Here is a 25,553-nt window from a genome sequence, read left to right as displayed (position 1 = left end):
TGCGTGTTCAGGACAGCCAGCTGCCGAGCAACTGGCGCCCCAGGGGCCACAACTGCTCACCGCCGAGCATGCCCAAGAGGCCAACCAGGGCAATTGCCGGCGGCGCCGGAGAACGCACCTGCAAGGCGCCGTAAAGCAGGCCGACCAACAGGCCGGCGGCCAGGGAAATCAGGTAGTTCATGCTGCGCTCCAGAGGCCGTGCGGCTCATGCCGGGGTGAAGTGGCGTGTGCGGCACAGTCTAGGTGGCACGGTCCCGCGGCATCGGCCAAGTGCTTCAGGATTTCGGCCAAGGCCGAAACCCTGGCGGTCGCTTGGCTGGCGTCCGCCTGATGCACATCCGGCGCTCTCCGGATCTTCACGTCTCCTGCGGAGCCGTTCGTCCGAACGCGGCCCGAGCCTGTGGCAGCGGCTACACCTGGCTGGCGCTGGCGTACTGGGAAGGCGCGACCCCCAGTTCCCGGCGGAACATGTCGCTGAAGCTGCTGGGGGAATAACCCAGCTCTCGGGCAATGCGGCTCACCGGTACACCCTGGATCAGCTCCGCGGCAGCGGTGGCCAGTTGCACCTGGCGCCGCCATTCGGCAAAGCCCACGCCCAACTGCTCCTTGAACAGCCGCGCCAGGGTGCGCACGCTGGCCCCCGCCGCATCGGCGTGCTGTTCAAAGGAGATGGCCAGGGACGGCGCCGCCATCACCGCCTGGCACAGGCTGCCCAGGCGCCGGTCGGAGGCGTCCGGCAGGGCTATCTTCAATTGCGAGCGGCGAGCCCGGCGCAGTTCCAGCAGGGCCAGCCCCACCAGCGCCTCGTAGTACTCCGGCTGCGGCGGGTCGAGTTCCACCAGGCGCACGATCAATTCGCGCAGCAAGTTGTCCACCTGCAGCACCTGGACGCTGGGGTCCAGGGTCGCCGCCAGGGACGGGCGCAGGTAGATGTTGCGCATCTGCAGGTCGCTGACCACGCGAATCCCGTGGCTCACCCCCGGCGGCAACCACACCGCGCGCTGGGGCGGCACCACCAGGGCTTCATGGGGCGTCTCGACCCACATCACCCCGCTCATGGCGTAGAGCAACTGGCCCCAATCGTGTTCATGGGGCTCGATGAACAAGCCCCGCGGATAGGTGCGGGCCAGGGGTTGCACCGGGATCGCGGGGTCGCTGAGGTCGGGGGGTGCGGCTAGGGCCATGGCAAGGTCGCGGCAGGTCGGCGGGCGCCCATGGTAACCAGCCGCCCGGGGCGCCGCCAACCGCTGCCGTGCCCATCCGGATGAAGGCCTGGGCGCCGCTCGGGAATCCATTCGGATAGAGCGGCTGGCGGCCCATGACCGTCGGTAGCCCGGGCGGACAATCAGAGTGAATTTTTCCGCCGCGCCAGGATCACTAAAAGATCACAGGGAGGAACAAAGGCTTTATGAACAACGCAAAACTTTTCGTCATCGAATACACCCTCCACGGCGCCCCCAAGTCCTTCATCATCCGCCAGGAAAAGATGGACAACGCCGAGGCCTGGCACTGGGCCAGTTGCGACGCTGGAGTGGGTCGGATAGGACGTTTCGGCCGCGAACGGGTGAAGAAGACCAGCAAGCCCATGGCCGAAAAGTTCGGTATCGAAAACGTCACCTGGCGCCCTTCGGTCTAGGACGCAGCAACGCGGGTGGAGCCGCACGGCCCCACCCGCCGATCCCCTCTCAGCCGTGGGCGCCCTTGGCGCATTTGCAGCCTTCGGTGCAAGCGCAAGGCTCGCCGTGGGCGTGATGGTCGGCGCACGCCTGGCAGCAGTAGTGCTTGCCGTGACGGACGATGGCATGGGCGCCCAGCTTGCAGGTGCAGGCCGGGCAGGCACAGGTTTGCGTGGACATGGCATGGCTCCTAGGGTTCAAGGCTCGGGCCTTTGGGCGGGTGCTTCACCGAGCGCCCCGCTCGGGCCGAGTCCCCACAGGTTAGGCCAAGGCACCGCCCGGCCAGGGCGCACGCGACTGATGGTCGGCCCCTCACTCCCAGCCCTGCAAACGCAAGGTAGCGCGCACCAGCCGCTGTTCTTCGTCCTCGATGTCCCTGAGGTTGCGGGCAATGCCCTGGATATGCGCCACCGCCGCCTTGCGCGCCTGTTCCGGCAGGCGCCCGGTGACTGCGTTGTACAGCCGCGCATGCTGGCGGTCGATCTGGCGCTTGGGCGCCGGGCGGTGATAGAGGTTGTTGACCGAGGCGAACACCGAATTCAGCAGCAGGTCGGTGAGCGAGCCCAGGGTCTGTACCAGCACCGGGTTGTGCGAGGCCTCGCAGATCGCCAGGTGAAAGGCGTGGTCCAGGCGCGCCAGGGCGGCGGGCTCCAGGGCCTGTTCATGGGCCTGCAGCAGGGCCTGGTAGGCGCGCTCGATCAGCACGAAATCCGCTTCGGTGCCGCGCAGGGCCGCCAGCCGCGCCGACTCGCCTTCAAGCAGGCTGCGCACTTCCAGCAGGTCGTAGAGGGTGCGGGGCTGGGAGCTGAACAGATGCATCAGCGGCGACTGCGCCGCCGGAGCCGACAGTTGCGCCACCTGGGAGCCGCGGCCCTGTCGAGTGTCGATGATGCCCCGCGCCCGCAGCAGTTTCAGGCCCTCGCGCAGGGCCGTGCGCGAAACCCCGAGTTTGGCCGTCAGGCGCCGTTCCGAGGGCAGCAACTGGCCGGTCTTGAATACCCCGTCGACGATCAGCCGCTCGATCCGTGCGCAGACCAGGTCCGCCACCTGGGGCCGACGCCCCGCTTGCGTGTCCTGCATGCTTCCTCCCACTGGTATGACCAGCCCTGTGCCATTTGTCCGGCTATTCCTGCGTGCCCGCCAAGCGTTTGAAAAAACTGATTTTTTGGAAAAAGCCCGGCCTGCCCTGGAAAACAAAGTGGTTCGACCACTGCCAACGCACATGGACACTAAAGCCCGCCGGGCCAATCATGCAAGGCAGCCGTACAGCATTCGCGACCTGATAAAAACCACACAAGGTCCTTAGCCGCCATGACGATTCTCTACGACGAACGCCTCGATGGCGCCCTGCCCGACGTCGACCGCCAGGCCCTGATCCAGGCCCTGCGCCAGCAGCTACCGGAGCTGGAGCTGCTGGACCAGGAGCAACAGCTCAAACCCTACGAATGCGATGGCCTGAGCGCCTACCGCAGCACGCCGATGCTGGTGGCCCTGCCCCGGCACCTGGACCAGGTGCAGCGCATCCTGCAGATCTGCCACGCCCATCGGGTGCCGGTGGTGGCCCGGGGCGCCGGCACGGGCCTGTCCGGTGGCGCCCTGCCCCTGGAAAAGGGCCTGCTGCTGGTGATGGCGCGCTTCAAGGAAATCCTCCAGATCGACCCCGCCGCCCGTTGCGCCCGGCTCCAGCCCGGGGTGCGCAACCTGGCGATCTCCCAGGCCGCCGCGCCTTGGGGCCTGTACTACGCCCCCGACCCCTCTTCGCAGATCGCCTGTTCGATTGGCGGCAATGTCGCGGAAAACGCCGGCGGCGTGCATTGTCTGAAATACGGCCTGACCGTGCACAACCTGCTCAAGGTCCAGATGCTCAGCGTCGAAGGCCAGCCCCTGACCCTGGGCAGCGAGGCCCTGGACGCGCCGGGCTTCGACCTGCTGGCGCTGTTCACCGGCTCCGAAGGCCTGCTGGGGGTGATCACCGAAGTCACGGTCAAGCTGCTGCCCAAGCCGCAGATCGCCAAGGTGCTGCTGGCGGCCTTCGACTCGGTGGAAGCCGCCGGCCGCGCCGTGGCCGACATCATTGCCGCGGGCATCATCCCCGGCGGCCTGGAGATGATGGACAACCTGGCGATCCGCGCCGCCGAGGACTTCATCCATGCCGGCTACCCGGTGGACGCCGAGGCCATCCTGCTGTGCGAGCTGGACGGCGTGGAAGCCGATGTCCACGACGATTGCGAGCGGGTGCGCCAGGTGCTGGAACAGGCCGGCGCCAGCGAGGTGCGCCTGGCCCGGGACGAGGCCGAGCGCGTGCGTTTCTGGGCCGGGCGCAAGAACGCCTTCCCGGCGGTGGGGCGCTTGTCCCCGGACTACTACTGCATGGACGGCACCATTCCCCGCCGCGAGCTGCCGGGGGTGCTGCGGGGCATCGCCCGCCTGGCCGACGAACACCAGCTGCGGGTGGCCAACGTGTTCCATGCCGGCGACGGCAACATGCACCCCTTGATCCTGTTCGACGCCAACCAGCCCGGCGAGCTTGAGCGGGCCGAGGCCCTGGGGGGCAAGATCCTCGAACTGTGCGTGGCAGTGGGCGGCAGCATCACCGGCGAACACGGGGTGGGCCGGGAGAAAATCAACCAGATGTGCGCCCAGTTCAACCACCACGAGCTGACCCTGTTCCACGCCATCAAGGCGGCCTTCGACCCCAGCGGCCTGCTCAACCCGGGGAAGAACATCCCGACCCTGCACCGCTGCGCCGAATTTGGCGCCATGCACATCCACCACGGGCAACTGCCCTTCCCCGAACTGGAGCGATTCTGATGAACGTGGCCAGCGATTTCGACGCCGCCGAGACCTTGCTGGAACAAGTGCGCGATGCCTTGGCGAGCAACACCGCGCTGCGCATCCAGGGTTCCAACAGCAAGGCCTTTCTCGGCCGCGAGAGTGCCGGGGAAATACTCGATACCCGCAGCCATCGCGGCATCGTCAGCTACGACCCCACGGAGCTGGTGATCAGCGCCCGGGCCGGTACGCCGCTCGCCGAGCTGCACGCCACCCTGGACGCCGCCGGGCAGATGCTGCCCTGCGAACCGCCGTCCTTCGGCGCGGGCGCGACCCTGGGCGGCATGCTCGCCAGCGGCCTGTCCGGGCCGCGCCGGCCCTGGGCCGGGGCGGTGCGCGATTTCGTCCTCGGCACCCGGGTCATCAGCGGCAGCGGCCAGCACCTGCGGTTTGGCGGCGAGGTGATGAAGAACGTCGCCGGCTATGACCTGTCGCGGCTGATGGCCGGCAGCTACGGCTGCCTGGGGCTGGTCACCGAGGTCTCGCTGAAGGTCCTGCCCAAGCCCCGGCAATGCCTGAGCCTGAGCCTGGAAATGGACCGCCAGCGGGCCCTCGCCCAGCTTGCCGAATGGGGCCAGCAGCCCTTGCCCATCAGCGCCGCCTGCCATGACGGCGAACGCCTGCACCTGCGCCTGGAGGGCGGTGAAGGCTCGGTGGCGGCGGCCCATGACCGGCTCGGCGGCGAGCCCCTGGACCCGGGCTACTGGAGCCAGCTCAACGAGCAGCAACTGGATTTTTTCAACCCCGGCCTGCCGCTGTGGCGCCTGTCGGTGCCGCACAACACGCCGCTGCTGCCCCTGCCCGGCGAACAACTGCTGGACTGGGGCGGCGCCCAGCGCTGGCTGAAGACCGATGCCACGGCCGCCGACATCCGCGCCGTTGTCAGCGCCGTTGGCGGCCACGCCAGCTGCTACAGCCACGGCCTGCTGGACAGCCCGTTCCAGCCCCTGGCGCCGCCCCTGCTGCACTACCACCAGCGCCTCAAGGCCAAGCTGGACCCGCAAGGGATCTTCAACCCCGGCCGACTCTACGCGGAGCTCTAGACCATGCAGACCACCCTCAGCCCCGAGGCCCGGCAACTGCCCCGGGCCGCCGAAGCCGAGCGCATCCTGCGCAGTTGCGTGCATTGCGGCTTCTGCAACGCCACCTGCCCCACCTACCAGTTGCAGGGCGATGAGCTGGACGGCCCGCGGGGGCGCATCTACCTGATCAAGCAGGTGCTCGAAGGCGCCCCGGCCACCGCCCAGACGCAGCAGCACCTGGACCGCTGCCTGTCGTGCCGCAACTGCGAAAGCACCTGCCCTTCCGGGGTCGACTACCACAACCTGCTGGACATCGGCCGCGCCGCGGTGGATGCCGCCCTGCCCCGGCCCGCCGGCCAGCAATTGTTGCGCCGCGGCCTGCGGGCGCTGAGCGCCAACCCGCAGCTGTTCAAGGCCCTGATCCATGGCGGTAGCCGCCTGCGCCCGCTGCTGCCCCAGGCCCTGCAGGACAAGCTACCGCGCCAGGTGCCCACCGCCAAACCGCGTCCGCCCCTGCGCCATGCACGGCGCGTGCTGCTGCTCGAAGGCTGCGTGCAGCCGGGGCTGTCACCCAATACCAACGCCGCCGCAGCGCGGGTCCTGGATCGCCTGGGCATCAGCGTGCAACCGGTCAGCGAGGCCGGCTGCTGCGGCGCAGTGGACTATCACCTGGATGCCCAGCAAGCCGGTCTGCAGCGCGCCCGGCGCAATATCGACGCCTGGTGGCCGCACCTGCAACTGGGGGCCGAAGCCATCGTCCAGACCGCCAGCGGCTGCGGCGCCTTCATCAAGGATTACCAGCACCTGCTGGCCCATGACCCGGCCTACCGCAGCAAGGCCCAGCGCGTCAGTGCCCTGGCCCGGGACCTGGTGGAAGTGCTGCGGGACGAACCCCTGGAACAGCTCGGCGCCCACAGCGACCAGCGCCTGGCCTTCCACTGCCCCTGCACCCTGCAGCACGCGCAGAAGCTCGGCGGCGCCGTGGAAAGCCTGCTGCAACGCCTGGGTTTTCACCTCACCGCGGTGCCCGACAGCCACCTGTGCTGCGGTTCGGCGGGCACCTATTCGCTGACCCAGCCGGCGCTGGCGCGGCAACTGCGGGACGACAAGCTGCGGGCCCTGGAAAGCGGCCAGCCGGACCTCATTGCCACCGCCAATATCGGCTGCCAGAGCCACCTCGACAGCGCCGGCCGGACCCCGGTACGGCACTGGATCGAAGTGCTGGAAGCCGCCCTGCCCTGAACCTCACGCCCCTGGAGCTCGCCATGCAGCACAAAGCCGTACTGGGTCAAGACGAAGCCCGCCGCATCCTCGCCGCCGCCCGCGCCGAGGCCCAACGCCACCGGTGGGCGGTGAGCATCGCCGTGGTCGACGACGGCGGCCATCCCCTGGCTCTGGAGCGCCTCGACGGCTGCGCGCCGATCAGTGCCTATATCGCCACCGAAAAGGCCCGCACCGCGGCCCTCGGCCGGCGCGAAACCAAGGCCTACGAGGACATGGTCAATGGCGGGCGCAGCGCCTTTCTCTCGGCGCCGCTGCTCACCTCCCTGGAAGGCGGCGTGCCGATCCGCGTCGGCGGCCAGGTGGTCGGCGCGGTGGGGGTTTCCGGGGTCAAGTCCGGTGAAGACGCCCAGGTGGCACTGGCTGGCGCCGCGTGCCTGGAGGGCGATTGAAGCGGATTCAGGCGCGGCGCACGCTGCTGCGGTACATGAACAACAGGGCCAGGGCCAGGCACAGCATCGCCAGCAGGCGGCTGGGCGACAGCTCGATGGCCGGGTTGCCGAACCAGCCGAAGTTGTCGATCAGCATGCCCATGCCCAACTGCCCGAGAATCACCGCCACCGTGGCCACCGCAGTGCCGACCCGGGGCACGGCCCCCACCATCACCAGCATGTAGACCACGCCGAACAACGCGCCGGTCAGTTGCCATTTCGGCGCCTGCAGCAGGCTCATGGCCTGGGGCGGCTGGAAAAACACGATCAGCAGCCCGGTGATCAGGGCACCCACGGCAAAGGTCAGCAGGCTGCTGCGCAACACACCGACGCTTTCCCCCAGGCGGCCATTGATCGCCGCCTGCACACTCAGCACCGCACCGGCGGCCACCACCACAACCAGCAATAGAAACAGATTCATCTTCAACCTCGGGCAATCAGAATTAGGGCCAGCACAATCAGCGCCAGGGCCAGCCAGCGTTCGGCATTGACCGGCTTGCGGGCGCTGCCGAACCAGCCGAAATGGTCGATCAGCACGCTTTTGCCCACCTGCCCGGAAAGGATCGCGATCATGGTCATGGCAATGCCGATATGGGGCGTGGCCAACGTCAGCACCACCACGTAGATCGGCCCCAGCACCCCGCCCAGCAACTGCCAGCGCGGCAACTGGCTGAAGGCCGGGCCGGGCTGCGGGCCGCTGAACAACAGCAGCAGCAACAGCAGCGCCGTGCCCACGCCGAAGATGCTCAGGGTCGCCCACAGATGGCCCACCTGGCTCCCCAGCGGGCCCAGCAGACCGGCCTCCACTGACAGGCCCATGCCCGCCAGGATCACCAGCGGCAACAGCATCAGGCGCTGCCAGCCCGCAGCGGGTACAGCGTTCACCACCGGGTTGGGCAGCGGTACTTCTATGGTTTCAGAGGACATGCAACACCTGCTCGACATCAAGGAATGGCCGGCATTATCGATTGCGCAAGCTTTGCGATAAATGGGAGCATGTCGACAACACCTTTGCGCAAAACGCACAGCAGGATCGACCCATGCACGGTTTCAACGACCTCGGTTTCAAGGCCCTGCGCCTGTTTATCGCCGTGCTCGACCAGGGCAGTTTTTCTGCCGTGGCGCGCCGCGAGGGGTTGGCGCCCTCGTCCATTTCACGGCAGATCCAACTGATGGAACAGGCCCTGGGCCAGCAGTTGCTCTACCGCCACACCCGCGCCGTCAGCCCCACCGAGGCCGGGCGCCTGCTGGGGCACCACGCGCGGCGGATGCTGGCGCAGTGGGAGGAAGCCGAACAGGCGTTGCAGGAACAGCAGGACGAGCCGGCCGGGCTGGTGCGGATCAACGCCCCGGTGGTCTTTGGCCAGCGCCACCTGTCGCCCTGGCTCGGTGAACTGCACGGGCGCTACCCGAAGCTGCAGCTGGATATCCAGCAGACCGACCGCTACATCGACCCCTTGCAGGACAGCACCGACCTGCTGTTTCGCATCGGCACCCTGGAAGACTCCTCGATGCAGGCGCGCCTGCTGGCCCCGCAGCGCTACCGGGTAGCGGCCAGCCCGGCGTACCTGGCCCGGCACGGCACCCCGCACCATCCGGAGCAACTGCACCGGCACCAGTGCCTGGCCTACAAGGGCGAGACCGGCCAGCAGCGCTGGTTCTTCCGCCAGGGCCGGGCAGACTGGACGCCCTATAGCGTCAAGGGCCCGCTGACCGGCAACCACGCCGACACCCTGACCCAGGCCGCCGAACAAGGCCTGGGGCTGGTGATGTTCCCTTCCTGGCTGATTGGCGAAGCCCTGCACCAGGGCCGGCTGGTGGCCTTGTTCGAAGACTTCGACGTGGCCACCAGCCTCGAACCGCAACAGATCGCCGCCCTCTGGCCCGGCAGCCGACGGCTGTCAGTGAAAGTGCGCACGGTGATCGACTTCTTCGTCGAGAAATTCGGCCCCGAGCCTTACTGGGACCGCCGCCCCGCCCCGTAGGAGCTGGCTTGCCAGCGAAGGCGGCGGCAAGGCTGCGCAGGATCCAAGGGCCGTCCGCCGGCAAGCCGGCTCCTACAGGGCCATTTGCAGGATCAGCCAGGCATTGGCCGCGCTGATGATGGCGAACAGGCTCCAGGCGAGGATCCGGGTCGGCCAGCGGTTGACGAACTCGCCCATCAGGCGCCGGTCGTTGGTCATGCGGATCAGCGGGTACAGGGCGAACGGCAGTTGCAGGCTGAGCACCACCTGGCTCAGCACCAGCAACTGGCCCACGGCGCCGTCACCCAGCAGCCAGACGCCGATAAACGCCGGGATCAGGGCCAGCCCACGGGTGATCAGGCGCCGCTGCCAGCAGGGAATCCGCAGATTGAGGTAACCCTCCATGATCACCTGGCCGGCAATGGTCCCGGTGAAGGTCGAGCTCTGCCCCGAGGCCAGCAGGGCCACGCCGAACAGCACGCTGGCCAGGGCCCCGCCCACAAGCGGGTCGAGCAGGTGGTAGGCGTCCTGGATCTCCACCACATCACTGTGGCCGGTGTTGTGGAAGGCCGCGGCGGCGAGGATCAGGATCGCCGCGTTCACCAGCAGCGCCAGGGCCAGCGAGCCGATGGTGTCGATCCGCGCCAGCTTGATGGCGTCGGCGCGGCTGGCGCGGTCGTTGCCCACCAGCCGGGTTTGCACGACGGAGGTGTGCAGGTAGAGGTTGTGGGGCATGACCGTGGCGCCGAGGATGCCGATGGCCAGGTACAGCGGCGCGGCGTCGCCGATGGCCGAGAGCGAGGGTACAAAGCCCCGGGCCACGTCCGGCCAGTAGGGCTTGATCAGCAGCAGCTCGATGAAGAAGCACACGCCAATGGTCGCCACCAGCGCCAGCATGATCGCCTCCAGCCGGCGGAAGCCGCGGTTCTGCAGGGCCAGCACCAGCAGGGTGTCGAAGGCGGTGATGACGATCCCGGTGCTCAGGGACACCCCCAGCAGCAGGTGGAACGCCAGGGCGCAGCCCAGCACTTCGGCCAGGTCCGTGGCGATGATCGAAACCTCTGCCAGCAGCCACTGGGTGCGCGCCGAGCGGGTGCTGTAGCGCTCGCGGCAGAGCTGGGCCAGGTCGCGCCCGGTGGCGATTCCCAGGCGTGAACACAGGCACTGCACCGCCATCCCCGCCAGGCTCGCCAGCAGTACCACGAACAGCAGGTTGTAACCGTAGCGCGAGCCGGCCTCGATGGCCGTGGCCCAGTTGCCGGGGTCCATGTAGCCGATGGAAATCAGCAGCCCGGGGCCGGCAAAGCGCAGCAGGCGGCGCCACAGGGATGCGCCGGGCTCGACGGCGACGGAACCCGCCACCTCCGGCGGGCAAAAGGGCGCGGTGGCGATTTTCGGCAAGCTGAATTTCACGGATATTTCCCAGGCGGATTGGCGCAGGGGCCCAGCTTAGACGTTTCAATGCGGGCACCCAAGCCTGAATTTACCCCGCCAAGGCGAGTATGCTGCGCAGGTTGTGCCCTGCGCCGAAACCTTCGGCAGTGAGTATTTTCTGGCCCAAGGTAGCCCTGTGAACAGCACTGCGACGCCCCCCAAACCTCTGCCCCCTTTCCTGCAACCCGGCGACCGGGTGTTGCTGTTCGATGGCGTGTGCAAGCTGTGCAATGCCTCGGTGCGCTTCGTCATCCGCCACGACAGCCAGCGGCGGATCAAGCTGGCCTCGGTGCAATCGCCCCAGGGCCAGGCGCTGCTGGCCTGGTTCGGCCTGCCCACCGAGCAGTTCGACAGCGTGGTGCTGATCGAGGAAGGCCGGCTGTCCCAGCGCTCCGATGCGTTTATCCGCCTGATGGCGCAACTGCCGGCGCCCTGGCGCTGGCTGCGGCTGTTGCGCGGGGTTCCCCGGCCGCTGCGGGATTGGGTCTACGACCTTATTGCGCGCAATCGCTATCGGTTGTTCAGCCGTCTCGACGTCTGTTTACTGCCGAGCCCGGATCACCAGGGGCGCTTTCTCGACGACCCGTCCTGAGACCCCGACCCGGCCCAATCAGCCAGGCTGACGCCGGAAGAACAGCGTCACCTGCCCGAGCTCGAAGCCGAACTTGGTCATGTAGGAACGATTGGCCAGGGTGTTTTCGTCCAACAGGTACATCCAGTCGTCGAAGTGCACTTGGTAGATCTTGCCATCCACCGGCAGGTTGAGCACGTAGCGCCAGCGCAGGGCATTGCCGGCGACCTCACCCCGGGCCTCGCCGACCACATCGTCGGCGGTCCCGCGCCACAGGCCGGGCCCCGCGGGGACCAGGGTCCAGACCCGGGTCTGGCGGGTGCCGTCGCTGTAGGTGAAGTCTTCGTGCATGATGAATTTCTCGCCTTCGCTGCGGCTGTCGATCTGCACATGAAAGCGCTTGATCACCTCGCCGGAGCGCTTCTGGAACAGGCCCCAGGCCTCCACCCGACCACTGAAGAACTGCCGCAGTTCCAGCTCGGGCTTCTGGTCACGGTACTGCTTGACGTCGGTGTCGCTGCATGCGACCAGGCCGAGGCACAGCACTAGCAAGTATTGCTTGAGCATGGAATATCTCCTGTGCTGCGCCCGCTATTGGCCCAGCAATTGTGCGCGCAACTGCGGATTGCGCGTGCGCGGGTCGAGCCAGATGGCGAAAAACGCTCGGGCGAAGGCTTCGTCCTCGACCCTGTACTGCAAGCGCTGGTCGACAAAGAACTGCACCCCGCGCCCGGGCAGGAACACCCCGGTGATGCGCTGGCCCGGTTCGACATCGACGAAGGCGCGCTGCATCTGCGCCTGCCAGTCCTTGAGTTGCGCTGGGCTCACCGCGCTGCCGGACAGGCGCTGGATCTCGTCGAGGCTGGCTTGCACCAGATCGTCGCGGCTGATCGTGCGCCGGTAGGTCAGTTCCAGGGCAAAGGGGCTATCGGCGGTCAATGGCAACGCCGTGCCCCAGAGCCGCGCGTGGTAGACCTTGAAGCCGAACCAGCTGAACTCGCCGCTACCCAGCAGCCGAGCATTGGGCAACGACGCTTGCCAACCGGCACTGGCCGTAGCGCTGAGCAGCACCAGCAGCCACAGCAACCGGGCCACGCCCACTCGCCGCCTGCGTTTCATTCAAGGCTGCCTGCGCAACAGCTGAAGAAACTCCTGGCGGGTGCTGGCCGACTCGCGAAAGGCCCCCAGCATTACCGAGGTGTTCATCAGCGAGTTCTGCTTCTCGACCCCGCGCATCATCATGCACATGTGCCGCGCTTCGATGACCACCGCCACCCCGGCCGCCCGGGTCACTTCCTGGATCGCCTCGGCAATCTGCCGCGTGAGGGTCTCCTGGATCTGCAGGCGTCGCGCATACATATCGACGATCCGCGCCACCTTGGACAGGCCCAGCACTTTGCCGGTGGGGATGTAAGCCACATGAGCCTGACCAATGAACGGCAGCAAATGGTGCTCGCACAGGGAATACAACTCGATGTTCTGGACCATCACCATCTCGTCGCTGGTGGAGCTGAACAACGCACCGTTGACCAGTTCTTCGAGGCTGGTTTCGTAACCATGGCACAGATAACGCAAGGCTTTTGAGGCTCGCTGCGGGGTGTCCCGCAAGCCCTCGCGGGTCGGGTCTTCACCCAAGCCCTGCAAAATGCCGTGAAAGTGCTGGGAGAGAGGATCGTGCATGGCGCATGGCTTCCGAAAGGCTGGCAGGGCGGGCAATTCCTTGCACGTGCCAAGGAAAAAAGGCCTCCGAGGTGGTCGACCACCTAACTGACCCAGCCCCGGCTCCACCCGGGCCTGACCTCGGAGCCCAAAAAGCGTGGGCAGCGACCGCCGCCCCTTGAAAAACTGAGCAGCTATCGGCACATCCCACACCTTAAAAACCTATACGACAATTTAATTTTTGTACAATTTTTGTTGGCAAAAAATGCCTTTTAAGCCCAAATACTTGTACAAATAAGCCCTTAATCGATTCAATACCTTTTCGCTGTACAAGAAAAAACGACCCTGCACTTCACTCCCGACCACTTCCCTGCCTGCTGATACGCGCCAATCGCTTCGTTGGATGCTAGCGTGGCGCACCATTCATCCGCCGAGTGCGCCCATGCTGCTGTTGAAACTGCTGACCGTTCCCGGATTTCTGTGGTTGATCTCCCTGGCGAGCAAGCGCTGGGGCCCGAATGTCGCTGGTTGGCTGGCGGGGTTTCCCGTGGTGGTGGGGCCGATCCTGCTGTTCCTGGCCCTGGAGCAGGGCCAGGTGTTCGCCACCCATGCCGCGGTGGCGGCCCTGTCGGCGGTGTTCGCAATGATCGCCTTCAGCGTCGCCTATACCCATGCCGCGCAGCGCTTCTCCTGGCCCGGGGCCCTGGCCATTGCGACCCTGGTGTGGGCCTTGCTGGCCACGGTCATCGCCCAGGTGCCGCCATCCCTGGGTTTTTCCAGCCTCTGCGCCGCCAGCGCCCTGCTCCTGGCCCCGCGGCTGTTTCCGCCGGTGGGCGAACTGCCCGCCAGCCCTGGGCCGCGCTCCGACAAACTGCCCTACCGGATGCTCGCCGGGGCCCTGCTGACCCTGGCCGTGACCCTGTTGGCCAGCACCGTCGGCGAACGCTGGAGCGGCATGCTCGCGGTGTTCCCGGTGCTTGGCAGCGTCCTTGCGGTGTTCTCCCATCAGAGTCGCGGCGTGGCCTTCACCACCGTCCTGTTGCGCTCCCTGACCACCGGCCTGTACGCCTTCGCCGCCTTCTGCCTGGCCCTGGCACTGGCCCTGCCCCCGCTGGGCATGCTCGCCTTCGCGGTGGCGCTGGCAGCGTCGATGCTGGTCCTGGGGCTGAGCAAGCGGCTGTTGCGAGCCACTGTGCAGGAGCCGGCTGGCCGGCGCAGGGGCCCTTGAGTCTTGCAACGGGCTGGCGGAAGTTTTCGCTGGCCAGCCAGCTCCTACAAGCCTTGGCTGGCCGTCATCGGAGCCGCGCTGAAAAATCCTTGTGGAGCAGGCCGCAACGGCCGTGGGATGATGCGCGCCTTTGATCACTGCCCGGAGATTGCGCATGTCATCTTTCGCTAGAAAAGCCCTGGTCCTGGTGTTCGCCGCCGTGGCGGGCCTGGGCGCGCTGAACGCGGTCGCCGCCAGCAAATCCACGGCCAGGCAGGCCTCGGGGGAGAAGGTCGCAGTCCTCGACGGCAAGCTCGCTTTCACGCTGCCCAAGGGGTTCAGCGCTTCGGTACTGCCGGCCGGCAGCGAGGCCAATGGCACCGAGGGCGCCAGCGGCACCCTGTATTCCAACGCCACCACCCGTACCGTGGTGATCGCGGCGCAGAACACCATTCCCCATGGGGCCAAGGTCCAGGACAACGACGCCGCCTTTCTCGATGACGCGGTCAGCGGCTTTCTCGCGCAACAGGCCGCGGCGCTGCCGGATTTCAGCAAGCAGAGCGAAAAGAACATGACCCTCAAGGGCCTTGGCGTGCGCCAGATCGACAGCACCGCCACCATGGGCGGCGGCCTGACCCTGAACTCCACCCTGATTGCCGGCTCCGGCACACGCATGGCGGTGATCCAGATAATTTCCCGGGCCACCGACAAGGCCGGCCACACCGCGCTGATGAAGCAGATCCTCGGTCAGTAAACCCCGTGCCGGCTCAGGGGTTGAGCCCCTGCAGCCAGCCCTTGAGGTCGTCGATCTCGGCGTCGCTGATGCTGTGCCCCAGGCCCGGGTAGGCATGGAACTGCGGTTGCAGTGACAACCCCTGCAGCAAGCGCTGGGCATCCACCGCATCACTGTAGGGCAGGCGCTGGTCAAGGGTGCCATGGCCGATGAAGATGCCCAGGCGCTGCAGGCTCGGGTTGTTCTTCACCTGCGCTGCCAGCACCGGCAGGATCTTCCCGCTCAAGGCGGCGATGCCCCGCACCGACTGCGGATGGCGCAGGCCCACTTCATAGGCCATCACCGCGCCCTGGCTGAACCCCACCAGCACCACCTTGTCCGGCTGGGTCTGGTACTTGGCCAGCGCCGCGCGGACAAACTGGCCAATCAGCTCGGCGCTGCTGGCCAGCTCGCTGGTCACACCGTCGTAGGGGCCCTGGCCCTTGCGGTGGAACCACTGGTAGCTGCCCTCCTCCAGGGTCTGCGGTGCCCGCACCGACACATAGGTGTAGGTTGCCGGCAGGCGCTCATGCAGGCCGAACAGGTCGGCCTCGTTGCTGCCGTAGCCATGCAGGAAAATCACCAGCGGCTGGTTGCGCGGCTCGGCCGGGGCCTGCTCCAGGTACTTGAGCGGCAGGTCATCGCGCAGTGCATCGGCGGCCTGCACCCAAGGCGCGGCCAGCAGCGCCAACAACGCCAGGTAGCGGATCATGTGTAGCTCCTTGAAGGGATAAAAACGGGTCGCCAGAGCCTAGCACTGCCAATCCCGAGCGTTCATCTGCCCAGCCCGCGCCAGGCCAGCGGCAAGCACAGCAGCACCGCCAGCGCAAACCCCACCTGGGACAGGTAGAAGGTCTCCAGCCACTGGCCATGGGCCGCCACGTAGAGGCTGTTGTGCAACACATCCAGCAGGATGATTGCCAGGGTCAGCAGCAGGCCCCAGCGCGGGCGCACCAACAGCAGCAGCGCCGCCAGCGGATCGAAAAGCGTCAGGGAGCCCCAGAAGGCCCGGCTGAGCAGGGGCGTGGCGGCGCCGTAGCCATAATCCCAGAGCAGGCCATGCTCGAAAGCGGCGCGCAGGTGATTGAACGTCGCCGCCAGCAGACACAGGGCGAACAGCAGGCGGATGCACAGCGACACTCGGGGCATGGGCACATCTGTCGTAGGAGCCGGCTGGCCGGCGCAGGGCGTGACGCCGGATCAAGGGGTGGGCGCGCTGCAGCTTGCGCTGGCCAGCCAACGCCCAATCGCCCCCTGCGGTGGCGGTTCAGTCGTTGATCAGCTTGCCGGCGCGAATCGCCTCGCGTCCGGCCACCTTGGCCAGCCAGATGCCCGGCTGGGTGTAGCGCCCACGGTCCAGGGCAAAGAGCACGCCGCTGGTGCCGGCACACACGGTGCTGACGCGATCGCTCAAGGGGTCCACCACTTCGAACAGGGCATCGCCACGCTCCACCCACTCTCCGGCATCGCGCAGGAAACTGACCACGCCATGGTGGGGGGCGAACAGGTACTGGGTGCCTTCGAAGGGCATGCCTTCACAGCACTGCTGCGGAGCGGCCGGCCACTCGCCGCTGATCAGCCCCTGTTCGGCGAGAAACCCCAGGATGGCTTCGCAGTTGGCCCGGGCCTGCTGCACCCGGGTGTCGCCCATGCTGCCCAGCTCCAGGGTGGCGGCCAGGTTTGCCGGGGGAATCGCCGCCCGCGGAAAGTCCCGGGCCAGGCGCAGCCAGGGCGCGGAACAGGATTCGTCGAAAGAGCTGCCGCCGGAGTCTTCGCACAACAGCGCCACCCCGGCCTTGAGCCGCGCCGCCAGGGACTGCCAGCGAGGCCAGTGCTGGGGCAAGGCATAGAGGTGGATCGCCGCTTCGAAATCGCAATGCAGGTCGAGGGTGATGTCGGCGTCGCAGGCATGGCGCAACAGCAAGCGATGCAGGGCTTGCAGCTGCGAATCAGCCGCTGGCAGCTCATCCAGCACCTGGACCATGGCACGGCGGATCAGGGCGATATTGGCCGTGGCGTCGTCCCCCAGTTGCTTGCCGATCAGGTCGCCCACCGGGCCGCTGAGTTCGACGAAAGCGCGGTTGAAGTTCTTGCCGCTGCCCAGCTCGAAACGCCCCAGGTGGCTGCCCTGCACCTGCTGGTCGAGGCCAATGGGGTTGGCCACCGGCACCAGCTCGATCACTGCCTGCAGGCGCCCCTGGTTCTCCAGCTGCGCCAGGCGCTGCTTGAGCTCCCAGGCAGTGCGCATGCCGGGCAGTTCGTCGGCGTGCAGGCTGGCCTGGATGTACACCTTGCGCGGGCCGCTGCCAAAGCGGAACACACTGAGCTGGCGCTGGGTGCCCAGGTGGCCCCAGGGCAGGGAATGGTCGATGCGTTGCATGGCAACTCCGGAGATCAGAAAAAGGCGTGGCGCAGAATAAAACAGTGGCGCACAAAAAAGGTGGCGGCCGGCCCCCGGCAACCACCTTTTTCAACGCCCGGGCTTACTCGCCGTAGACGTCGAAATCGAAGTACTTGTCCTGCACTTGCTTGTACTTGCCGTTGGCACGGATCTCGGTGATGGCCTTGTTGAATTTCCCGGCCAGTTCCTGATCCCCCTTGCGCACGGCAATGCCGGCACCGCCGCCGAAGTATTTCGGATCGTTGTACTCAGGGCCCACGAAGGCAAAGCCCTTGCCGGCGTCGGTTTTCAGGAAGCCATCGTCGAGGTTCACCGAATCCGCCAGCAGCGCGTCGACGCGGCCGGAGACCATGTCCAGGTTGGCTTCCTGCTGGGAGCCGTAGCGCACCAGGTCGATGCCCGCCGGCACCAGCACTTCGGTGGCGAAGCGGTCATGGGTACTGGCCCGCAGCACACCGACCTTCTTGCCCTTGAGCTCGGTCAGCGGGTCCTTGATGCTGGTGCCGGCCTTCATCACGAAGCGCGCCGGGGTGTGGTAGTACTTTATGGTGAAATCGACGTTCTTCTTGCGGTCGTCGGTGATGGTCATGGACGACAGGATGGCGTCGATCTTCTTCACTTTCAGCGCCGGGATCAGGCCGTCGAACTCCTGCTCGACCCAGGTGCACTTGGCCTGCATCTGCTCGCACAGGGCGTTGCCCAGGTCGACATCGAAACCGGTGAGCTTGCCGTCGGGGGTCTTCATCGAGAACGGCGGGTAGCCGGCTTCGATACCGATACGGATCGGCTTGGCCTCGTCGGCCGAAGCGGTGAAGGAAAACAGCGACAGTGCCAGGGCACCGAACAGCGCAAACTTGTTCATTTATAACTCCAGGAGACGGAGGCTTTTATTGGCTGGTTTCGATTGGGGGCAAATCGAAGTGGCCAGCAGTCTAGAGCGGCTCCCAGGATGCAAATTGTGTTTATGCGACAAATACTTATAAAAAATATGCGCCCGCGATCCTCTACCTCCTCCCTCGCCCCGGCATGATGCGTTTGTCCCTGAAAATGCCGACGTTCGCCTCAGAACGGGCCATTTTTACCGACACATCCCCGCTAGCCGCAGCCCAAGGCCGCTACCAGCGGAGTCAGCCCTTCAGCAGGCGCAGGACAGATCCGCTCCCTCGCGGCGCGGTTGCCCGGTGCTGAGCTGGAAGCCCTCATCGAGCCAGCCGGTGACACCGCCGATCATCTCCTTGACCGCGTATTCCAGGGCCGCCAGCTTGACCGCCGCCTTGTTCGCGCCATTGCAGTGAGGGCCGGCGCAATACACCACGAACAGGGTGTCGCGAGGATAACCGGCCAGGTGTTCGGCGGTGAGCAAGCGCCCGGGCAGATTGATCGCCCCGGGGACATGGCCACGGGCAAAGGCTTCGGCGCCACGCACATCCACCAGGACAAAATCCACTTCACCGGCCTCCTGGCTGCTGTGGACGTCGGAACAGTCGGTTTCAAAGGTCAGGCGGTTGCAAAAATGCATCAGGGCAATGGCCGAAGGGGCGGCGGCAGTGCTGCGGACCAGGCTGGTCATAGGCGTCTCCAGAAACGTGCGATTAAGGTGGGAAGGACTTTATAGGCCCTGCCCCACCTCGCTAAAGTGGCGACCCAGACACTGACTGGTAACTTTCCGCCAAATGCACAATCACCCTGGACTGGTGGCGATTCTCGCCTACGACGGCCTTTGCACCTTCGAGTTCGGCATTGCCGTGGAGATTTTTGGCCTGGCCCGGCCGGAGTTCGATTTCCCCTGGTACCGGCAAACCATCGCCGCCGTGGACCCCGGTCCGATGCGTGCCCTGGGCGGGATCCAGGTGCTGGCCGACGGGGGCCTGGAGCTGCTGGAGCAGGCGCGGACCATCATCATTCCCGGCTGGCGCAGCCGCGAGCAGGCGCCGCCGCCGAAGTTGCTGGAAGCGCTGCGCCAGGCCCACCAACGCGGTGCGCGGCTGCTGTCGATCTGCTCCGGGGTGTTCGTTCTGGCGGCAACCGGGCTGCTGGATGGTTGTAGCGCCACCACTCACTGGCGCTACGCCCGCGAGCTGGCCGAGGGTTTCCCGAATATCCGGGTGGACCCGGATGTGCTCTATGTCGATGCCGGGCAACTGATCACTTCCGCTGGCAGCGCCGCCGGTATCGATGCCTGCCTGCACCTGGTGGCCCGGGATTTCGGCACCCAGGTGGCCAACAGCGTGGCCCGGCGCCTGGTGATGTCGCCGCAACGCACCGGCGGCCAGGCGCAGTTCATTCCCGCACCGGTCAGCCGTACCCCGCGCAGCGACCTGTCGCGAGTCATGCAATGGGCCCGGGAACGCCTGCATCAACCGCTGAGCGTGAGCGAACTGGCGGCCCGGGCGCTGATGAGCGAACGCACCTTCCTGCGGCGTTTCCATGACGCCACTGGCGCCTCGCCCAAGGCCTGGCTGCAGCATGAACGGCTGGCCCGGGCCAGGGAACTGCTGGAAAGCGGCAGCGAGAGTACCGAAAGCATTGCCCTGCGCTGCGGTTATCGCTCGGTGGAGAGCTTTCGCGTGGCTTTTCGCGGCCTGGTGGGCGTACCGCCGTCGGTGTACCGCGAACGCTTCGGCCGCGGCCTGGAAAGCACCCCACCACCACGGCCGTAGGAGCCGGCTTGCCGGCGCAGGGAGCGACGCTGATCCGGCGGCGTCCATCCCGGCGCTTTCGCGGGCAAGCCCGCTCCTACAGAAGAGACGTGCAGGAGCGGGATGCAATCGGTCGACACGGGTCCGGCGGGGCGTCAGTCCTGAGGTTTGCGCAGCAGGTAGGTGTCCATGATCCAGCCATGGGTCTGGCGGGCCTGCAGGCGCACACGGCGGATTTCGTCGGCCACCTGGTCCAAGGGGCCGCTGATGAGGATTTCATCCGCGGTGCCCAGGTAGGCCCCCCAGTAGATGTCCAGGCCCTGGTTGCGCAGGTGGCGGTAGGAATCCTCGGCGTCGAGCATCACCACCAGGCTGTCGGCGGAACCGGCCTGCCCCGCTGCCAGGCGGCGTCCGGTGGTGATTTCCACGGAGCGGCCAATGTGGTTCAGCGGCACTTTGTGCCGGGCCGTCAGGGCCTGGACACTGGTGACGCCGGGGATCACTTCGTACTCGAACGACGCCGTGCCGCTGGCCAGGATCTGCTGCAGGATGCGCAGGGTGCTGTCGTACAGCGCCGGATCGCCCCAGGCCAGAAAAGCGCCGGTTTCACCGTCCGCCAGTTCCTGGTTGATCAGCCGCTCGAAGACCTGCTGCTTGTCGCGGTTCAGGGTCTGCACACTGGCCTGGTAGTCCACGTCGCCGCGCTCGCGCTCGGGGTTCTGCGCCTCGACGTAACGAAAGGGCCGCTCGGTGAGGTAGCGCTCGCACAGCTCGCGTCGCAGGTCGATCAGGGAATCCTTGCTCGGCCCCTTGTCCATGAGGAACACCACGTCGCTGCGGTTCAGCGCCTTGATCGCCTGGATCGTGATGTAGTCGGGGTTGCCGGCGCCGATGCCGATCACCAGGAGGGTTTTCATGGGCTTGCTCTCGCTGTTTTGCCAGCGGGCCAGTATGCGGCGCTTTGGCCTGATGAGAAATGCTTCTGTAGCCCTCTGGGGCGGCGGGCATCGGCCCGGCGAAGGGTGGCCTGGGGCCGTTGCATGTCCGGCTGGAGATGGCCAGGCAAGGCCCCCGGGGCCTTTGCGCAGCCTCGCGGGCTCGGCAGCGGCTACCGGGATGGCGTCGGGGCCCCGGGCAGGCGCAGGCGCCAGCGGCCGGCGTGGCTCAGGTCGAGCCGGGACAGGGGCTCGATGTCGATCTGGTTGAAGCTCGCCAGCGGCGCCTGCAGCACCTGCACCAGCGCGGCGCGGATGACGAACGGATGGGTCACCGCCAGCCAGTGGCCCGGGCGCTGCGCCATGACCTCCAGCCATTGCGCCACGCGCTGGCACAACTGGGCCAGGAATTCGCCTCCCGGTGGCGCCAGCTGCGGGTCCCTGAGCCAGGCCTGCAGCGCCTCGGGTTCACGCTCTTGCAGTTCATCGATGCGCAGCCCCTGCCAGGCGCCGAAATCACAGTCGCGCAAGGCGTCCTGCACCTCATGCTCGGCGCTGAACAACTGGGCGCTCTGGCGGGTGCGCAGCTCGGGCCCGCACAACACCCGGATGCTGCGCTTGAAATCAGCGGCGCGGCTCAGGGCCTGGGCTTGCCAGTCCAGCTCCAGGGGTTCGTCCCGGGGAAAACGCGCCAGCTTCTGGGCGGCGGTGCGGGCATGGCAGATCAGGGTCAGACGGGTGGCCTGCACGGTGTTTACTCTGGCGTTATCGATTGGCAAACCTACACGGGCCGGGCAGATGCAACATCTTTGCTGCAACCGCCTCCAAGGTTCATTGCAAAACAGCACGCCGGTGCCTGTCCGGTGCGGTCGCGCCACTGTATTCGGCCTGCTCGGTGTAAGCCAGACCCTGTTTCGATCGCTCCCCTACGTCCCGCACCGTGGCTTCCCGCCCCGCCAACAACAGATTCCCACCTGAAACCGCCCCATTTCAGGGCAATTTGATATCAGAGGAAAATTCACTAGACATGTAGCGTCTATTACATAAATATCCATTTCGCCATTTTATGAAATAAAAACGACATCACTTTCCAAGGCACCCCGATGCCCTCTCTCAGAGACCTGATCACCGACCCCGCCCTCGACCTCACGCCGTCCGAGCGCAAGGTCGTGCGGGCCCTGCTCGATCACTACCCGCGCAACGGGCTGGGGCCGATGTCACGCCTGGCGGAACACGCCGGGGTCAGCGATCCGACCATCGTGCGCCTGGTGAAGAAGCTGGGTTTCAGCGGCTACGGCGAATTCCAGGAAGCCCTGCTCAGTGACATGGATGACCGCCTGCGCTCCCCCAGCACCCTGCTGCGCCCGCGTTCGCAAGTGGCCCAGGGCGATACCTGGGGCCGCTACCTGGCCGACAGCCAGCGCGTACTGCAGGACACCCAGGCCCTGACCCAACCCGAAGACATCCGCGTGCTCATGGACTGGCTGCTGGACAGCCGGCATTCGGCGTACTGCTTCGGCGGCCGCTTCAGCAGCTTCCTCGCCCTCTACCTGTTCAACCACCTGCGGCTGATGCGCCCGGGCTGTTTCTTCCTTGACGACAACGCCCAACTGCCGGACCGCCTGTTCGATGTCCAGCGCCAGGACCTGGTGCTGCTGTTCGACTACCGCCGCTACCAGTCCCAGGCCATGCGCGTGGCCAGTGCGGTCAAGGCACGCAACGCCCGGGTGGTGCTGTTCACCGATATCTATGCCTCGCCGCTGCGGGAGCTGGCGGACCTGGTCATCAGTGCACCGGTGGAATCCTTGTCGCCCTTCGACACCCTGGTGCCGGCGCTGGCCCAGGTCGAGGCGCTGGTCGCCTGCCTGACCCCGCGCAGCCCTCATCTTGATCAACGCCTGGAGGGCATCGATGCCCTGCGGGCGGAATTTGCTACCCATGTGCTGGAGGAAAAATAAGGATGTTCAGCCTGCCCCACCGTTCGCCCCGGGACCTGCCCTTCGTCGTCGACCACACCGCCCTGCTGCTGGTGGACATGCAGCGGGCGTGGCTTGAACCGCAGTTCGACCCGCACCTGCAAGGGCCCGACGGCGAGGCCTTTCTCAAGCGCGCACGAGAGCGGGTGATCCCCAACCAGCAACGACTGCTGGCGGCGGTGCGCGAGGCGCGGCAGAACGTGCTGCACACCATTATCGAAAGCCTGACCGCCGATGGCCGTGACCGCTCCCTGGACCACAAGCTGTCGGACATGCACCTGCCCAAGGGCAGCCCCCAGGCGGCGATCATTGCCGAGCTCGAACCGGTGGAAAACGAGATCGTGCTGCCCAAGACCTCCTCCGGGGTGTTCAACTCCACCAACATCGACTACGTGCTGCGCAACCTGGAAACCCGCCACCTGATCATCGCCGGGATCGTCACCGACCAGTGCGTGGACATGGCCGTGCGCGACGCCGCCGACCGCGGCTACCTGGTGACCCTGGTGGAAGATGCTTGCGCCACCTACGGCGATACCCGGCACCAGGCCTGCCTCAACGCAATCAAGGGCTACTGCTGGATCACCGACACCGACACCGTGCTCGGCCGCCTGCGGGAGATCCGCGGATGAGCCGCGGCCAGGGCATCGAGGCCCTGACCCCGGTGGCCATGACCAGCATCGTCACCACCGACCTGATCGGCGTCACCCGTGGCCGCTCCTTTCCCAGCGACGAACTGGAGCGCTACAAGGTCGGCGGCTGCGGCTGGGTGCCGGCCAACAGCGCGCTGACGCCCCAGGACCTGATCGCCGAGGACAACCCCTGGGGCGCCTATGGCGACCTGCGGCTGATCCCCGACCTGGACAGCCGGGTCAGTGTCGGCGCCGGGCCGGATGCCAGCGCGGCGTCGCTGGATTTCATCCACGCCGACATCTGCGAGACCGACGGCAAGCCCTGGGCGGCCTGCCCGCGCACCCTGCTGCGCAAGGAAATCGAGCGCTACCGCGAGCTGGGCATCCAGATCACCGCGGCCTTCGAGCATGAATTCAACCTCGACACCGGCACCGACCAGCGCGAGCACCTGGCCTTCTCCCTGGAAGCCCAGCGCCAGGGCGCGGCCTTCGGTGGCTGGCTGCTGGCGGCGTTGCGAGCCGCCGGCGCCGAACCGGAAATGTTCCTCCCCGAATACGGCAAGCAGCAGTACGAGATCACCTGCCGGCCGACCCAGGGCCTGGCCGCTGCCGACCGGGCAGTGAACGTGCGCGAGATCACCCGGGAAATCGCCCGGCAAATGGGGCACCGGGTCAGCTTCGCGCCCAAGACTGCCGAGGACGCGGTGTGCAACGGGGTGCACCTGCACCTGAGCCTGCAAAACCTGGACGGCGAGCCACTGCTCTACGACCCCCACGCGGTGAGTGGCGACGACCTGTCGAGCCTGGGCCAGCACTGGGCCGCCGGGGTGCTCAGGCACCTGCCGGCGCTGTGCGCCTTCACCGCGCCGACGCCGATTTCCTACCAGCGCCTGCAGCCCCATCACTGGAGCGCCTCCTACGCCTGCCTGGGCCTGCGCAACCGCGAAGCCTCGCTGCGCATCTGCCCGACCCTGAGCCTGGGCGGCAAGCCGGTGGCGCCGCAGTACAACCTGGAGTTCCGCGCCCTGGACGCCACCGCTTCGCCGCACCTGGCGATGGCGGTGATCCTGATCGCCGGGCGCCTGGGCATCGAGCAGCAGCTGGCGCTCAACGCGGTGACCGACAAGGCCCCCTCGGACCTGAGCGCCGAGCAACGCCTGGCCAGTGGCATCGTGCCGCTGCCGGGCTCCCTGCCCCAGGCCCTGGAATGCCTGCGCGGCAACACTGAACTGCTGCAGTTCCTGCCCCAGGACCTGTTGGCCACCTACTTCGCCGTCAAACAAAAGGAAGTGTCCCTGACCGAGCACCTGACTGCTGCCCAACTCTGTGAGCACTATGGACACCTGTACTAAATCCGCCGAGCTGGGGTTCTACACCGAGCCGGCCTACCGCCTGATCCGTGAAGACTCCGAGCACCCGCTGATTCTGGTGTGCGAACACGCCAGCCACTACATTCCACCGGCCCTGCACGACCTGGGCCTGGACCCGCTGGCGGCCCGCGAACACATCGCCTGGGACCCGGGCGCCCTGGAACTGGCCCAAAGCCTGTCCCAGGCCCTGGGCGCGACCCTGATCGCGGCCAATTACTCGCGCCTGCTGATCGACCTCAACCGGCCGCGCCACGCCCCCGACAGCATCCCGCTGCAAAGCGAGATCTATCAGGTGCCGGGCAACCAGCAACTGGACGAGGCCACTCGCGAGTACCGCCGCCAGCAGCTGTTCACGCCGTTTCACCAGCGCCTGCAAAGGATCATCGACCGGCGCCTGGCCCAGGGCCGTGAAGTGCGGGTGGTGGGGATCCACAGCTTCACCCCGGTCTACTACGGGCAGCCGCGCGCGCTGGAAATCGGCGTGCTGTATGGCAGCGCCACCGACTACGCGGCGCGGATCCTCGAAGGGCTGTGGAGGCTGCCGATCAAGGTGGCGGGCAACCAGCCCTACGAGATCGATCCGTTGAGCGACATGACCGTGCCGGTGCACGGCGACGCCCGTGGCCTGGCGTCGGTATTGATCGAGGTGCGCAACGATCTGCTGCGTACCCCTGAAGCGGTGCAGCACTGGAGCGATACACTGGCGCCGCTGCTGTAGCCGCGGCGAGAGGAAGGTTTCACCGGCGCGCCCCGA

Annotated in this window: 31 protein-coding genes; 14 read left to right on the top strand and 17 right to left on the bottom strand. The window is 66.7% G+C overall.

What is annotated here, in order from left to right; translation table 11 throughout:
• Positions 1-7: 7 nt before the first annotated feature.
• Positions 8-181, bottom strand: a complete 174-nt coding sequence (locus ABCR88_RS12415) for a DUF1427 family protein (protein ID WP_015635062.1) — start codon at positions 179-181, stop codon at positions 8-10.
• A 229-nt stretch (positions 182-410) separates the two neighbouring features.
• Positions 411-1,184 (bottom strand): helix-turn-helix transcriptional regulator, encoded by a 774-nt coding sequence (locus ABCR88_RS12410; RefSeq protein WP_041117284.1) that lies wholly within the window; start codon positions 1,182-1,184, stop codon positions 411-413.
• A 224-nt stretch (positions 1,185-1,408) separates the two neighbouring features.
• Between ABCR88_RS12410 and ABCR88_RS12405 the strand changes: the two genes are divergently transcribed.
• Positions 1,409-1,636: a DUF6555 family protein gene (locus ABCR88_RS12405; protein WP_011060569.1), complete on the top strand. Its 228-nt coding sequence runs from the start codon at positions 1,409-1,411 to the stop codon at positions 1,634-1,636.
• Positions 1,637-1,685: 49 nt separating this feature from the next.
• On the opposite strand, the gene ABCR88_RS12400 is transcribed toward ABCR88_RS12405, so the two are convergent.
• Both ABCR88_RS12400 and glcC read right to left on the bottom strand, forming a co-directional pair.
• The gene (locus ABCR88_RS12400; protein WP_053157581.1) at positions 1,686-1,856 is read right to left on the bottom strand and encodes a metallothionein; all 171 of its coding nucleotides are present in this window, start codon (positions 1,854-1,856) and stop codon (positions 1,686-1,688) included.
• Between the two features lie 132 nt (positions 1,857-1,988).
• Positions 1,989-2,756: a transcriptional regulator GlcC gene (glcC, locus tag ABCR88_RS12395; RefSeq protein ID WP_011060568.1), complete on the bottom strand. Its 768-nt coding sequence runs from the start codon at positions 2,754-2,756 to the stop codon at positions 1,989-1,991.
• Positions 2,757-2,987: 231 nt separating this feature from the next.
• On the opposite strand from glcC, the gene glcD reads away from it, so the two are divergent.
• The 4 genes from glcD to ABCR88_RS12375 are packed head-to-tail and all read left to right on the top strand — an operon-like array spanning position 2,988 to position 7,203.
• The gene (glcD, locus tag ABCR88_RS12390; protein WP_276494917.1) at positions 2,988-4,487 is read left to right on the top strand and encodes a glycolate oxidase subunit GlcD; all 1,500 of its coding nucleotides are present in this window, start codon (positions 2,988-2,990) and stop codon (positions 4,485-4,487) included.
• Entirely contained in the window at positions 4,487-5,551 is a 1,065-nt protein-coding gene (glcE, locus tag ABCR88_RS12385; protein WP_350023912.1) for a glycolate oxidase subunit GlcE, read from the top strand. Before glcD ends, glcE begins: the two co-directional genes overlap by 1 nt.
• A gap of 3 nt (positions 5,552-5,554) precedes the next feature.
• Positions 5,555-6,772 (top strand): glycolate oxidase subunit GlcF, encoded by a 1,218-nt coding sequence (gene glcF / locus ABCR88_RS12380; protein ID WP_350404657.1) that lies wholly within the window; start codon positions 5,555-5,557, stop codon positions 6,770-6,772.
• A gap of 23 nt (positions 6,773-6,795) precedes the next feature.
• Entirely contained in the window at positions 6,796-7,203 is a 408-nt protein-coding gene (locus tag ABCR88_RS12375) for a heme-binding protein (RefSeq protein WP_011060564.1), read from the top strand.
• A gap of 7 nt (positions 7,204-7,210) precedes the next feature.
• Here the strand turns inward: ABCR88_RS12375 and ABCR88_RS12370 are convergent, their stop codons facing one another.
• Complete coding sequence (locus ABCR88_RS12370; protein WP_011060563.1) at positions 7,211-7,663, bottom strand: DMT family transporter; 453 nt, start codon at positions 7,661-7,663, stop codon at positions 7,211-7,213.
• A gap of 2 nt (positions 7,664-7,665) precedes the next feature.
• Positions 7,666-8,091 (bottom strand): DMT family transporter, encoded by a 426-nt coding sequence (locus ABCR88_RS12365; RefSeq protein ID WP_225368796.1) that lies wholly within the window; start codon positions 8,089-8,091, stop codon positions 7,666-7,668.
• Positions 8,092-8,282: 191 nt separating this feature from the next.
• Here ABCR88_RS12365 and ABCR88_RS12360 point away from each other — a divergent pair, with 191 nt between their 5' ends.
• Positions 8,283-9,227: a LysR family transcriptional regulator gene (locus ABCR88_RS12360; RefSeq protein ID WP_350404655.1), complete on the top strand. Its 945-nt coding sequence runs from the start codon at positions 8,283-8,285 to the stop codon at positions 9,225-9,227.
• 72 nt (positions 9,228-9,299) lie between these two features.
• Here the strand turns inward: ABCR88_RS12360 and ABCR88_RS12355 are convergent, their stop codons facing one another.
• Positions 9,300-10,598 (bottom strand): Nramp family divalent metal transporter, encoded by a 1,299-nt coding sequence (locus ABCR88_RS12355; protein ID WP_350404897.1) that lies wholly within the window; start codon positions 10,596-10,598, stop codon positions 9,300-9,302.
• Between the two features lie 178 nt (positions 10,599-10,776).
• Between ABCR88_RS12355 and ABCR88_RS12350 the strand changes: the two genes are divergently transcribed.
• Entirely contained in the window at positions 10,777-11,232 is a 456-nt protein-coding gene (locus tag ABCR88_RS12350; RefSeq protein ID WP_350404653.1) for a thiol-disulfide oxidoreductase DCC family protein, read from the top strand.
• Positions 11,233-11,250: 18 nt separating this feature from the next.
• Here the strand turns inward: ABCR88_RS12350 and ABCR88_RS12345 are convergent, their stop codons facing one another.
• The 3 genes from ABCR88_RS12345 to folE are packed head-to-tail and all read right to left on the bottom strand — an operon-like array spanning position 11,251 to position 12,891.
• Positions 11,251-11,778: a DUF3833 domain-containing protein gene (locus ABCR88_RS12345; protein WP_350404651.1), complete on the bottom strand. Its 528-nt coding sequence runs from the start codon at positions 11,776-11,778 to the stop codon at positions 11,251-11,253.
• A gap of 24 nt (positions 11,779-11,802) precedes the next feature.
• Positions 11,803-12,330, bottom strand: coding sequence for a chalcone isomerase family protein (locus ABCR88_RS12340; protein WP_350404650.1), 528 nt, complete (start codon positions 12,328-12,330; stop codon positions 11,803-11,805).
• The gene (gene folE, locus ABCR88_RS12335) at positions 12,331-12,891 is read right to left on the bottom strand and encodes a GTP cyclohydrolase I FolE (protein WP_019093528.1); all 561 of its coding nucleotides are present in this window, start codon (positions 12,889-12,891) and stop codon (positions 12,331-12,333) included.
• Positions 12,892-13,312: 421 nt separating this feature from the next.
• Between folE and ABCR88_RS12330 the strand changes: the two genes are divergently transcribed.
• On the top strand, positions 13,313-14,098 hold the full coding sequence (locus ABCR88_RS12330; protein WP_019093529.1) for a hypothetical protein: 786 nt from the start codon (positions 13,313-13,315) through the stop codon (positions 14,096-14,098).
• Positions 14,099-14,252: 154 nt separating this feature from the next.
• Positions 14,253-14,831, top strand: coding sequence for a hypothetical protein (locus ABCR88_RS12325; RefSeq protein ID WP_232642588.1), 579 nt, complete (start codon positions 14,253-14,255; stop codon positions 14,829-14,831).
• A gap of 13 nt (positions 14,832-14,844) precedes the next feature.
• Here ABCR88_RS12325 and ABCR88_RS12320 read toward each other — a convergent pair whose 3' ends face one another.
• From ABCR88_RS12320 to ABCR88_RS12300, 5 genes are all read right to left on the bottom strand, one after another.
• Positions 14,845-15,561 (bottom strand): alpha/beta fold hydrolase, encoded by a 717-nt coding sequence (locus ABCR88_RS12320; RefSeq protein ID WP_350404649.1) that lies wholly within the window; start codon positions 15,559-15,561, stop codon positions 14,845-14,847.
• Positions 15,562-15,623: 62 nt separating this feature from the next.
• Complete coding sequence (locus tag ABCR88_RS12315; protein ID WP_173476943.1) at positions 15,624-15,998, bottom strand: hypothetical protein; 375 nt, start codon at positions 15,996-15,998, stop codon at positions 15,624-15,626.
• Between the two features lie 118 nt (positions 15,999-16,116).
• Positions 16,117-17,229, bottom strand: coding sequence for a succinylglutamate desuccinylase/aspartoacylase family protein (locus ABCR88_RS12310; RefSeq protein ID WP_350404648.1), 1,113 nt, complete (start codon positions 17,227-17,229; stop codon positions 16,117-16,119).
• A 103-nt stretch (positions 17,230-17,332) separates the two neighbouring features.
• Positions 17,333-18,112, bottom strand: a complete 780-nt coding sequence (locus ABCR88_RS12305; RefSeq protein WP_011060550.1) for an ABC transporter substrate-binding protein — start codon at positions 18,110-18,112, stop codon at positions 17,333-17,335.
• A 273-nt stretch (positions 18,113-18,385) separates the two neighbouring features.
• Complete coding sequence (locus ABCR88_RS12300) at positions 18,386-18,820, bottom strand: rhodanese-like domain-containing protein (protein WP_232642592.1); 435 nt, start codon at positions 18,818-18,820, stop codon at positions 18,386-18,388.
• Between the two features lie 103 nt (positions 18,821-18,923).
• Here ABCR88_RS12300 and ftrA point away from each other — a divergent pair, with 103 nt between their 5' ends.
• Positions 18,924-19,910: a transcriptional regulator FtrA gene (gene ftrA, locus ABCR88_RS12295; RefSeq protein ID WP_232642593.1), complete on the top strand. Its 987-nt coding sequence runs from the start codon at positions 18,924-18,926 to the stop codon at positions 19,908-19,910.
• A gap of 134 nt (positions 19,911-20,044) precedes the next feature.
• Here the strand turns inward: ftrA and cobF are convergent, their stop codons facing one another.
• Both cobF and ABCR88_RS12285 read right to left on the bottom strand, forming a co-directional pair.
• Entirely contained in the window at positions 20,045-20,806 is a 762-nt protein-coding gene (gene cobF / locus ABCR88_RS12290; RefSeq protein WP_350404646.1) for a precorrin-6A synthase (deacetylating), read from the bottom strand.
• 191 nt (positions 20,807-20,997) lie between these two features.
• The gene (locus tag ABCR88_RS12285; RefSeq protein WP_350404645.1) at positions 20,998-21,573 is read right to left on the bottom strand and encodes a histidine phosphatase family protein; all 576 of its coding nucleotides are present in this window, start codon (positions 21,571-21,573) and stop codon (positions 20,998-21,000) included.
• Between the two features lie 354 nt (positions 21,574-21,927).
• Between ABCR88_RS12285 and ABCR88_RS12280 the strand changes: the two genes are divergently transcribed.
• From ABCR88_RS12280 to ABCR88_RS12265, 4 genes are read left to right on the top strand one after another with little or no spacing between them, the layout of a single operon-like run.
• A complete protein-coding gene (locus tag ABCR88_RS12280; protein WP_350404644.1) occupies positions 21,928-22,782 on the top strand; it encodes a MurR/RpiR family transcriptional regulator in 855 nt (284 codons plus the stop codon).
• 2 nt (positions 22,783-22,784) lie between these two features.
• Positions 22,785-23,429, top strand: coding sequence for an isochorismatase family cysteine hydrolase (locus ABCR88_RS12275; protein WP_350023904.1), 645 nt, complete (start codon positions 22,785-22,787; stop codon positions 23,427-23,429).
• Positions 23,426-24,781: a glutamine synthetase family protein gene (locus ABCR88_RS12270; RefSeq protein WP_350404643.1), complete on the top strand. Its 1,356-nt coding sequence runs from the start codon at positions 23,426-23,428 to the stop codon at positions 24,779-24,781. Before ABCR88_RS12275 ends, ABCR88_RS12270 begins: the two co-directional genes overlap by 4 nt.
• Positions 24,765-25,517 (top strand): N-formylglutamate amidohydrolase, encoded by a 753-nt coding sequence (locus ABCR88_RS12265; RefSeq protein WP_011060542.1) that lies wholly within the window; start codon positions 24,765-24,767, stop codon positions 25,515-25,517. Before ABCR88_RS12270 ends, ABCR88_RS12265 begins: the two co-directional genes overlap by 17 nt.
• The last annotated feature ends 36 nt before the right edge of the window (positions 25,518-25,553 follow it).

It is taken from the genome of Pseudomonas sp. W17 (genome assembly GCF_040268305.1).
Classification (GTDB): Bacteria; Pseudomonadota; Gammaproteobacteria; order Pseudomonadales; family Pseudomonadaceae; genus Aquipseudomonas; species Aquipseudomonas protegens.
This window is presented reverse-complemented; position numbering and strand designations above follow the sequence as displayed.

What these genes read in the sequence shown, in the direction of transcription:
- glcD (WP_276494917.1), top strand. Translation starts at nt 2,988, where the DNA reads ATGACGATTCTCTACGACGAACGCCTCGATGGCGCCCTGCCCGACGTC.
- ABCR88_RS12280 (WP_350404644.1), top strand. Translation starts at nt 21,928, where the DNA reads ATGCCCTCTCTCAGAGACCTGATCACCGACCCCGCCCTCGACCTCACG.
- glcE (WP_350023912.1), top strand. Translation starts at nt 4,487, where the DNA reads ATGAACGTGGCCAGCGATTTCGACGCCGCCGAGACCTTGCTGGAACAA.
- ABCR88_RS12265 (WP_011060542.1), top strand. Translation starts at nt 24,765, where the DNA reads ATGGACACCTGTACTAAATCCGCCGAGCTGGGGTTCTACACCGAGCCG.
- ABCR88_RS12360 (WP_350404655.1), top strand. Translation starts at nt 8,283, where the DNA reads ATGCACGGTTTCAACGACCTCGGTTTCAAGGCCCTGCGCCTGTTTATC.
- ABCR88_RS12375 (WP_011060564.1), top strand. Translation starts at nt 6,796, where the DNA reads ATGCAGCACAAAGCCGTACTGGGTCAAGACGAAGCCCGCCGCATCCTC.
- ABCR88_RS12330 (WP_019093529.1), top strand. Translation starts at nt 13,313, where the DNA reads ATGCTGCTGTTGAAACTGCTGACCGTTCCCGGATTTCTGTGGTTGATC.
- ABCR88_RS12405 (WP_011060569.1), top strand. Translation starts at nt 1,409, where the DNA reads ATGAACAACGCAAAACTTTTCGTCATCGAATACACCCTCCACGGCGCC.
- ABCR88_RS12410 (WP_041117284.1), bottom strand. Translation starts at nt 1,184, where the DNA reads ATGGCCCTAGCCGCACCCCCCGACCTCAGCGACCCCGCGATCCCGGTG.
- ABCR88_RS12400 (WP_053157581.1), bottom strand. Translation starts at nt 1,856, where the DNA reads ATGTCCACGCAAACCTGTGCCTGCCCGGCCTGCACCTGCAAGCTGGGC.
- glcC (WP_011060568.1), bottom strand. Translation starts at nt 2,756, where the DNA reads ATGCAGGACACGCAAGCGGGGCGTCGGCCCCAGGTGGCGGACCTGGTC.
- cobF (WP_350404646.1), bottom strand. Translation starts at nt 20,806, where the DNA reads ATGAAAACCCTCCTGGTGATCGGCATCGGCGCCGGCAACCCCGACTAC.
- ABCR88_RS12340 (WP_350404650.1), bottom strand. Translation starts at nt 12,330, where the DNA reads ATGAAACGCAGGCGGCGAGTGGGCGTGGCCCGGTTGCTGTGGCTGCTG.
- folE (WP_019093528.1), bottom strand. Translation starts at nt 12,891, where the DNA reads ATGCACGATCCTCTCTCCCAGCACTTTCACGGCATTTTGCAGGGCTTG.
- ABCR88_RS12370 (WP_011060563.1), bottom strand. Translation starts at nt 7,663, where the DNA reads ATGAATCTGTTTCTATTGCTGGTTGTGGTGGTGGCCGCCGGTGCGGTG.
- ABCR88_RS12305 (WP_011060550.1), bottom strand. Translation starts at nt 18,112, where the DNA reads ATGAACAAGTTTGCGCTGTTCGGTGCCCTGGCACTGTCGCTGTTTTCC.
- ABCR88_RS12320 (WP_350404649.1), bottom strand. Translation starts at nt 15,561, where the DNA reads ATGATCCGCTACCTGGCGTTGTTGGCGCTGCTGGCCGCGCCTTGGGTG.
- ABCR88_RS12415 (WP_015635062.1), bottom strand. Translation starts at nt 181, where the DNA reads ATGAACTACCTGATTTCCCTGGCCGCCGGCCTGTTGGTCGGCCTGCTT.
- ABCR88_RS12275 (WP_350023904.1), top strand. Translation starts at nt 22,785, where the DNA reads ATGTTCAGCCTGCCCCACCGTTCGCCCCGGGACCTGCCCTTCGTCGTC.
- ftrA (WP_232642593.1), top strand. Translation starts at nt 18,924, where the DNA reads ATGCACAATCACCCTGGACTGGTGGCGATTCTCGCCTACGACGGCCTT.
- ABCR88_RS12325 (WP_232642588.1), top strand. Translation starts at nt 14,253, where the DNA reads ATGTCATCTTTCGCTAGAAAAGCCCTGGTCCTGGTGTTCGCCGCCGTG.
- ABCR88_RS12270 (WP_350404643.1), top strand. Translation starts at nt 23,426, where the DNA reads ATGAGCCGCGGCCAGGGCATCGAGGCCCTGACCCCGGTGGCCATGACC.
- glcF (WP_350404657.1), top strand. Translation starts at nt 5,555, where the DNA reads ATGCAGACCACCCTCAGCCCCGAGGCCCGGCAACTGCCCCGGGCCGCC.
- ABCR88_RS12300 (WP_232642592.1), bottom strand. Translation starts at nt 18,820, where the DNA reads ATGACCAGCCTGGTCCGCAGCACTGCCGCCGCCCCTTCGGCCATTGCC.
- ABCR88_RS12365 (WP_225368796.1), bottom strand. Translation starts at nt 8,091, where the DNA reads ATGCTGTTGCCGCTGGTGATCCTGGCGGGCATGGGCCTGTCAGTGGAG.
- ABCR88_RS12315 (WP_173476943.1), bottom strand. Translation starts at nt 15,998, where the DNA reads ATGCCCCGAGTGTCGCTGTGCATCCGCCTGCTGTTCGCCCTGTGTCTG.
- ABCR88_RS12310 (WP_350404648.1), bottom strand. Translation starts at nt 17,229, where the DNA reads ATGCAACGCATCGACCATTCCCTGCCCTGGGGCCACCTGGGCACCCAG.
- ABCR88_RS12345 (WP_350404651.1), bottom strand. Translation starts at nt 11,778, where the DNA reads ATGCTCAAGCAATACTTGCTAGTGCTGTGCCTCGGCCTGGTCGCATGC.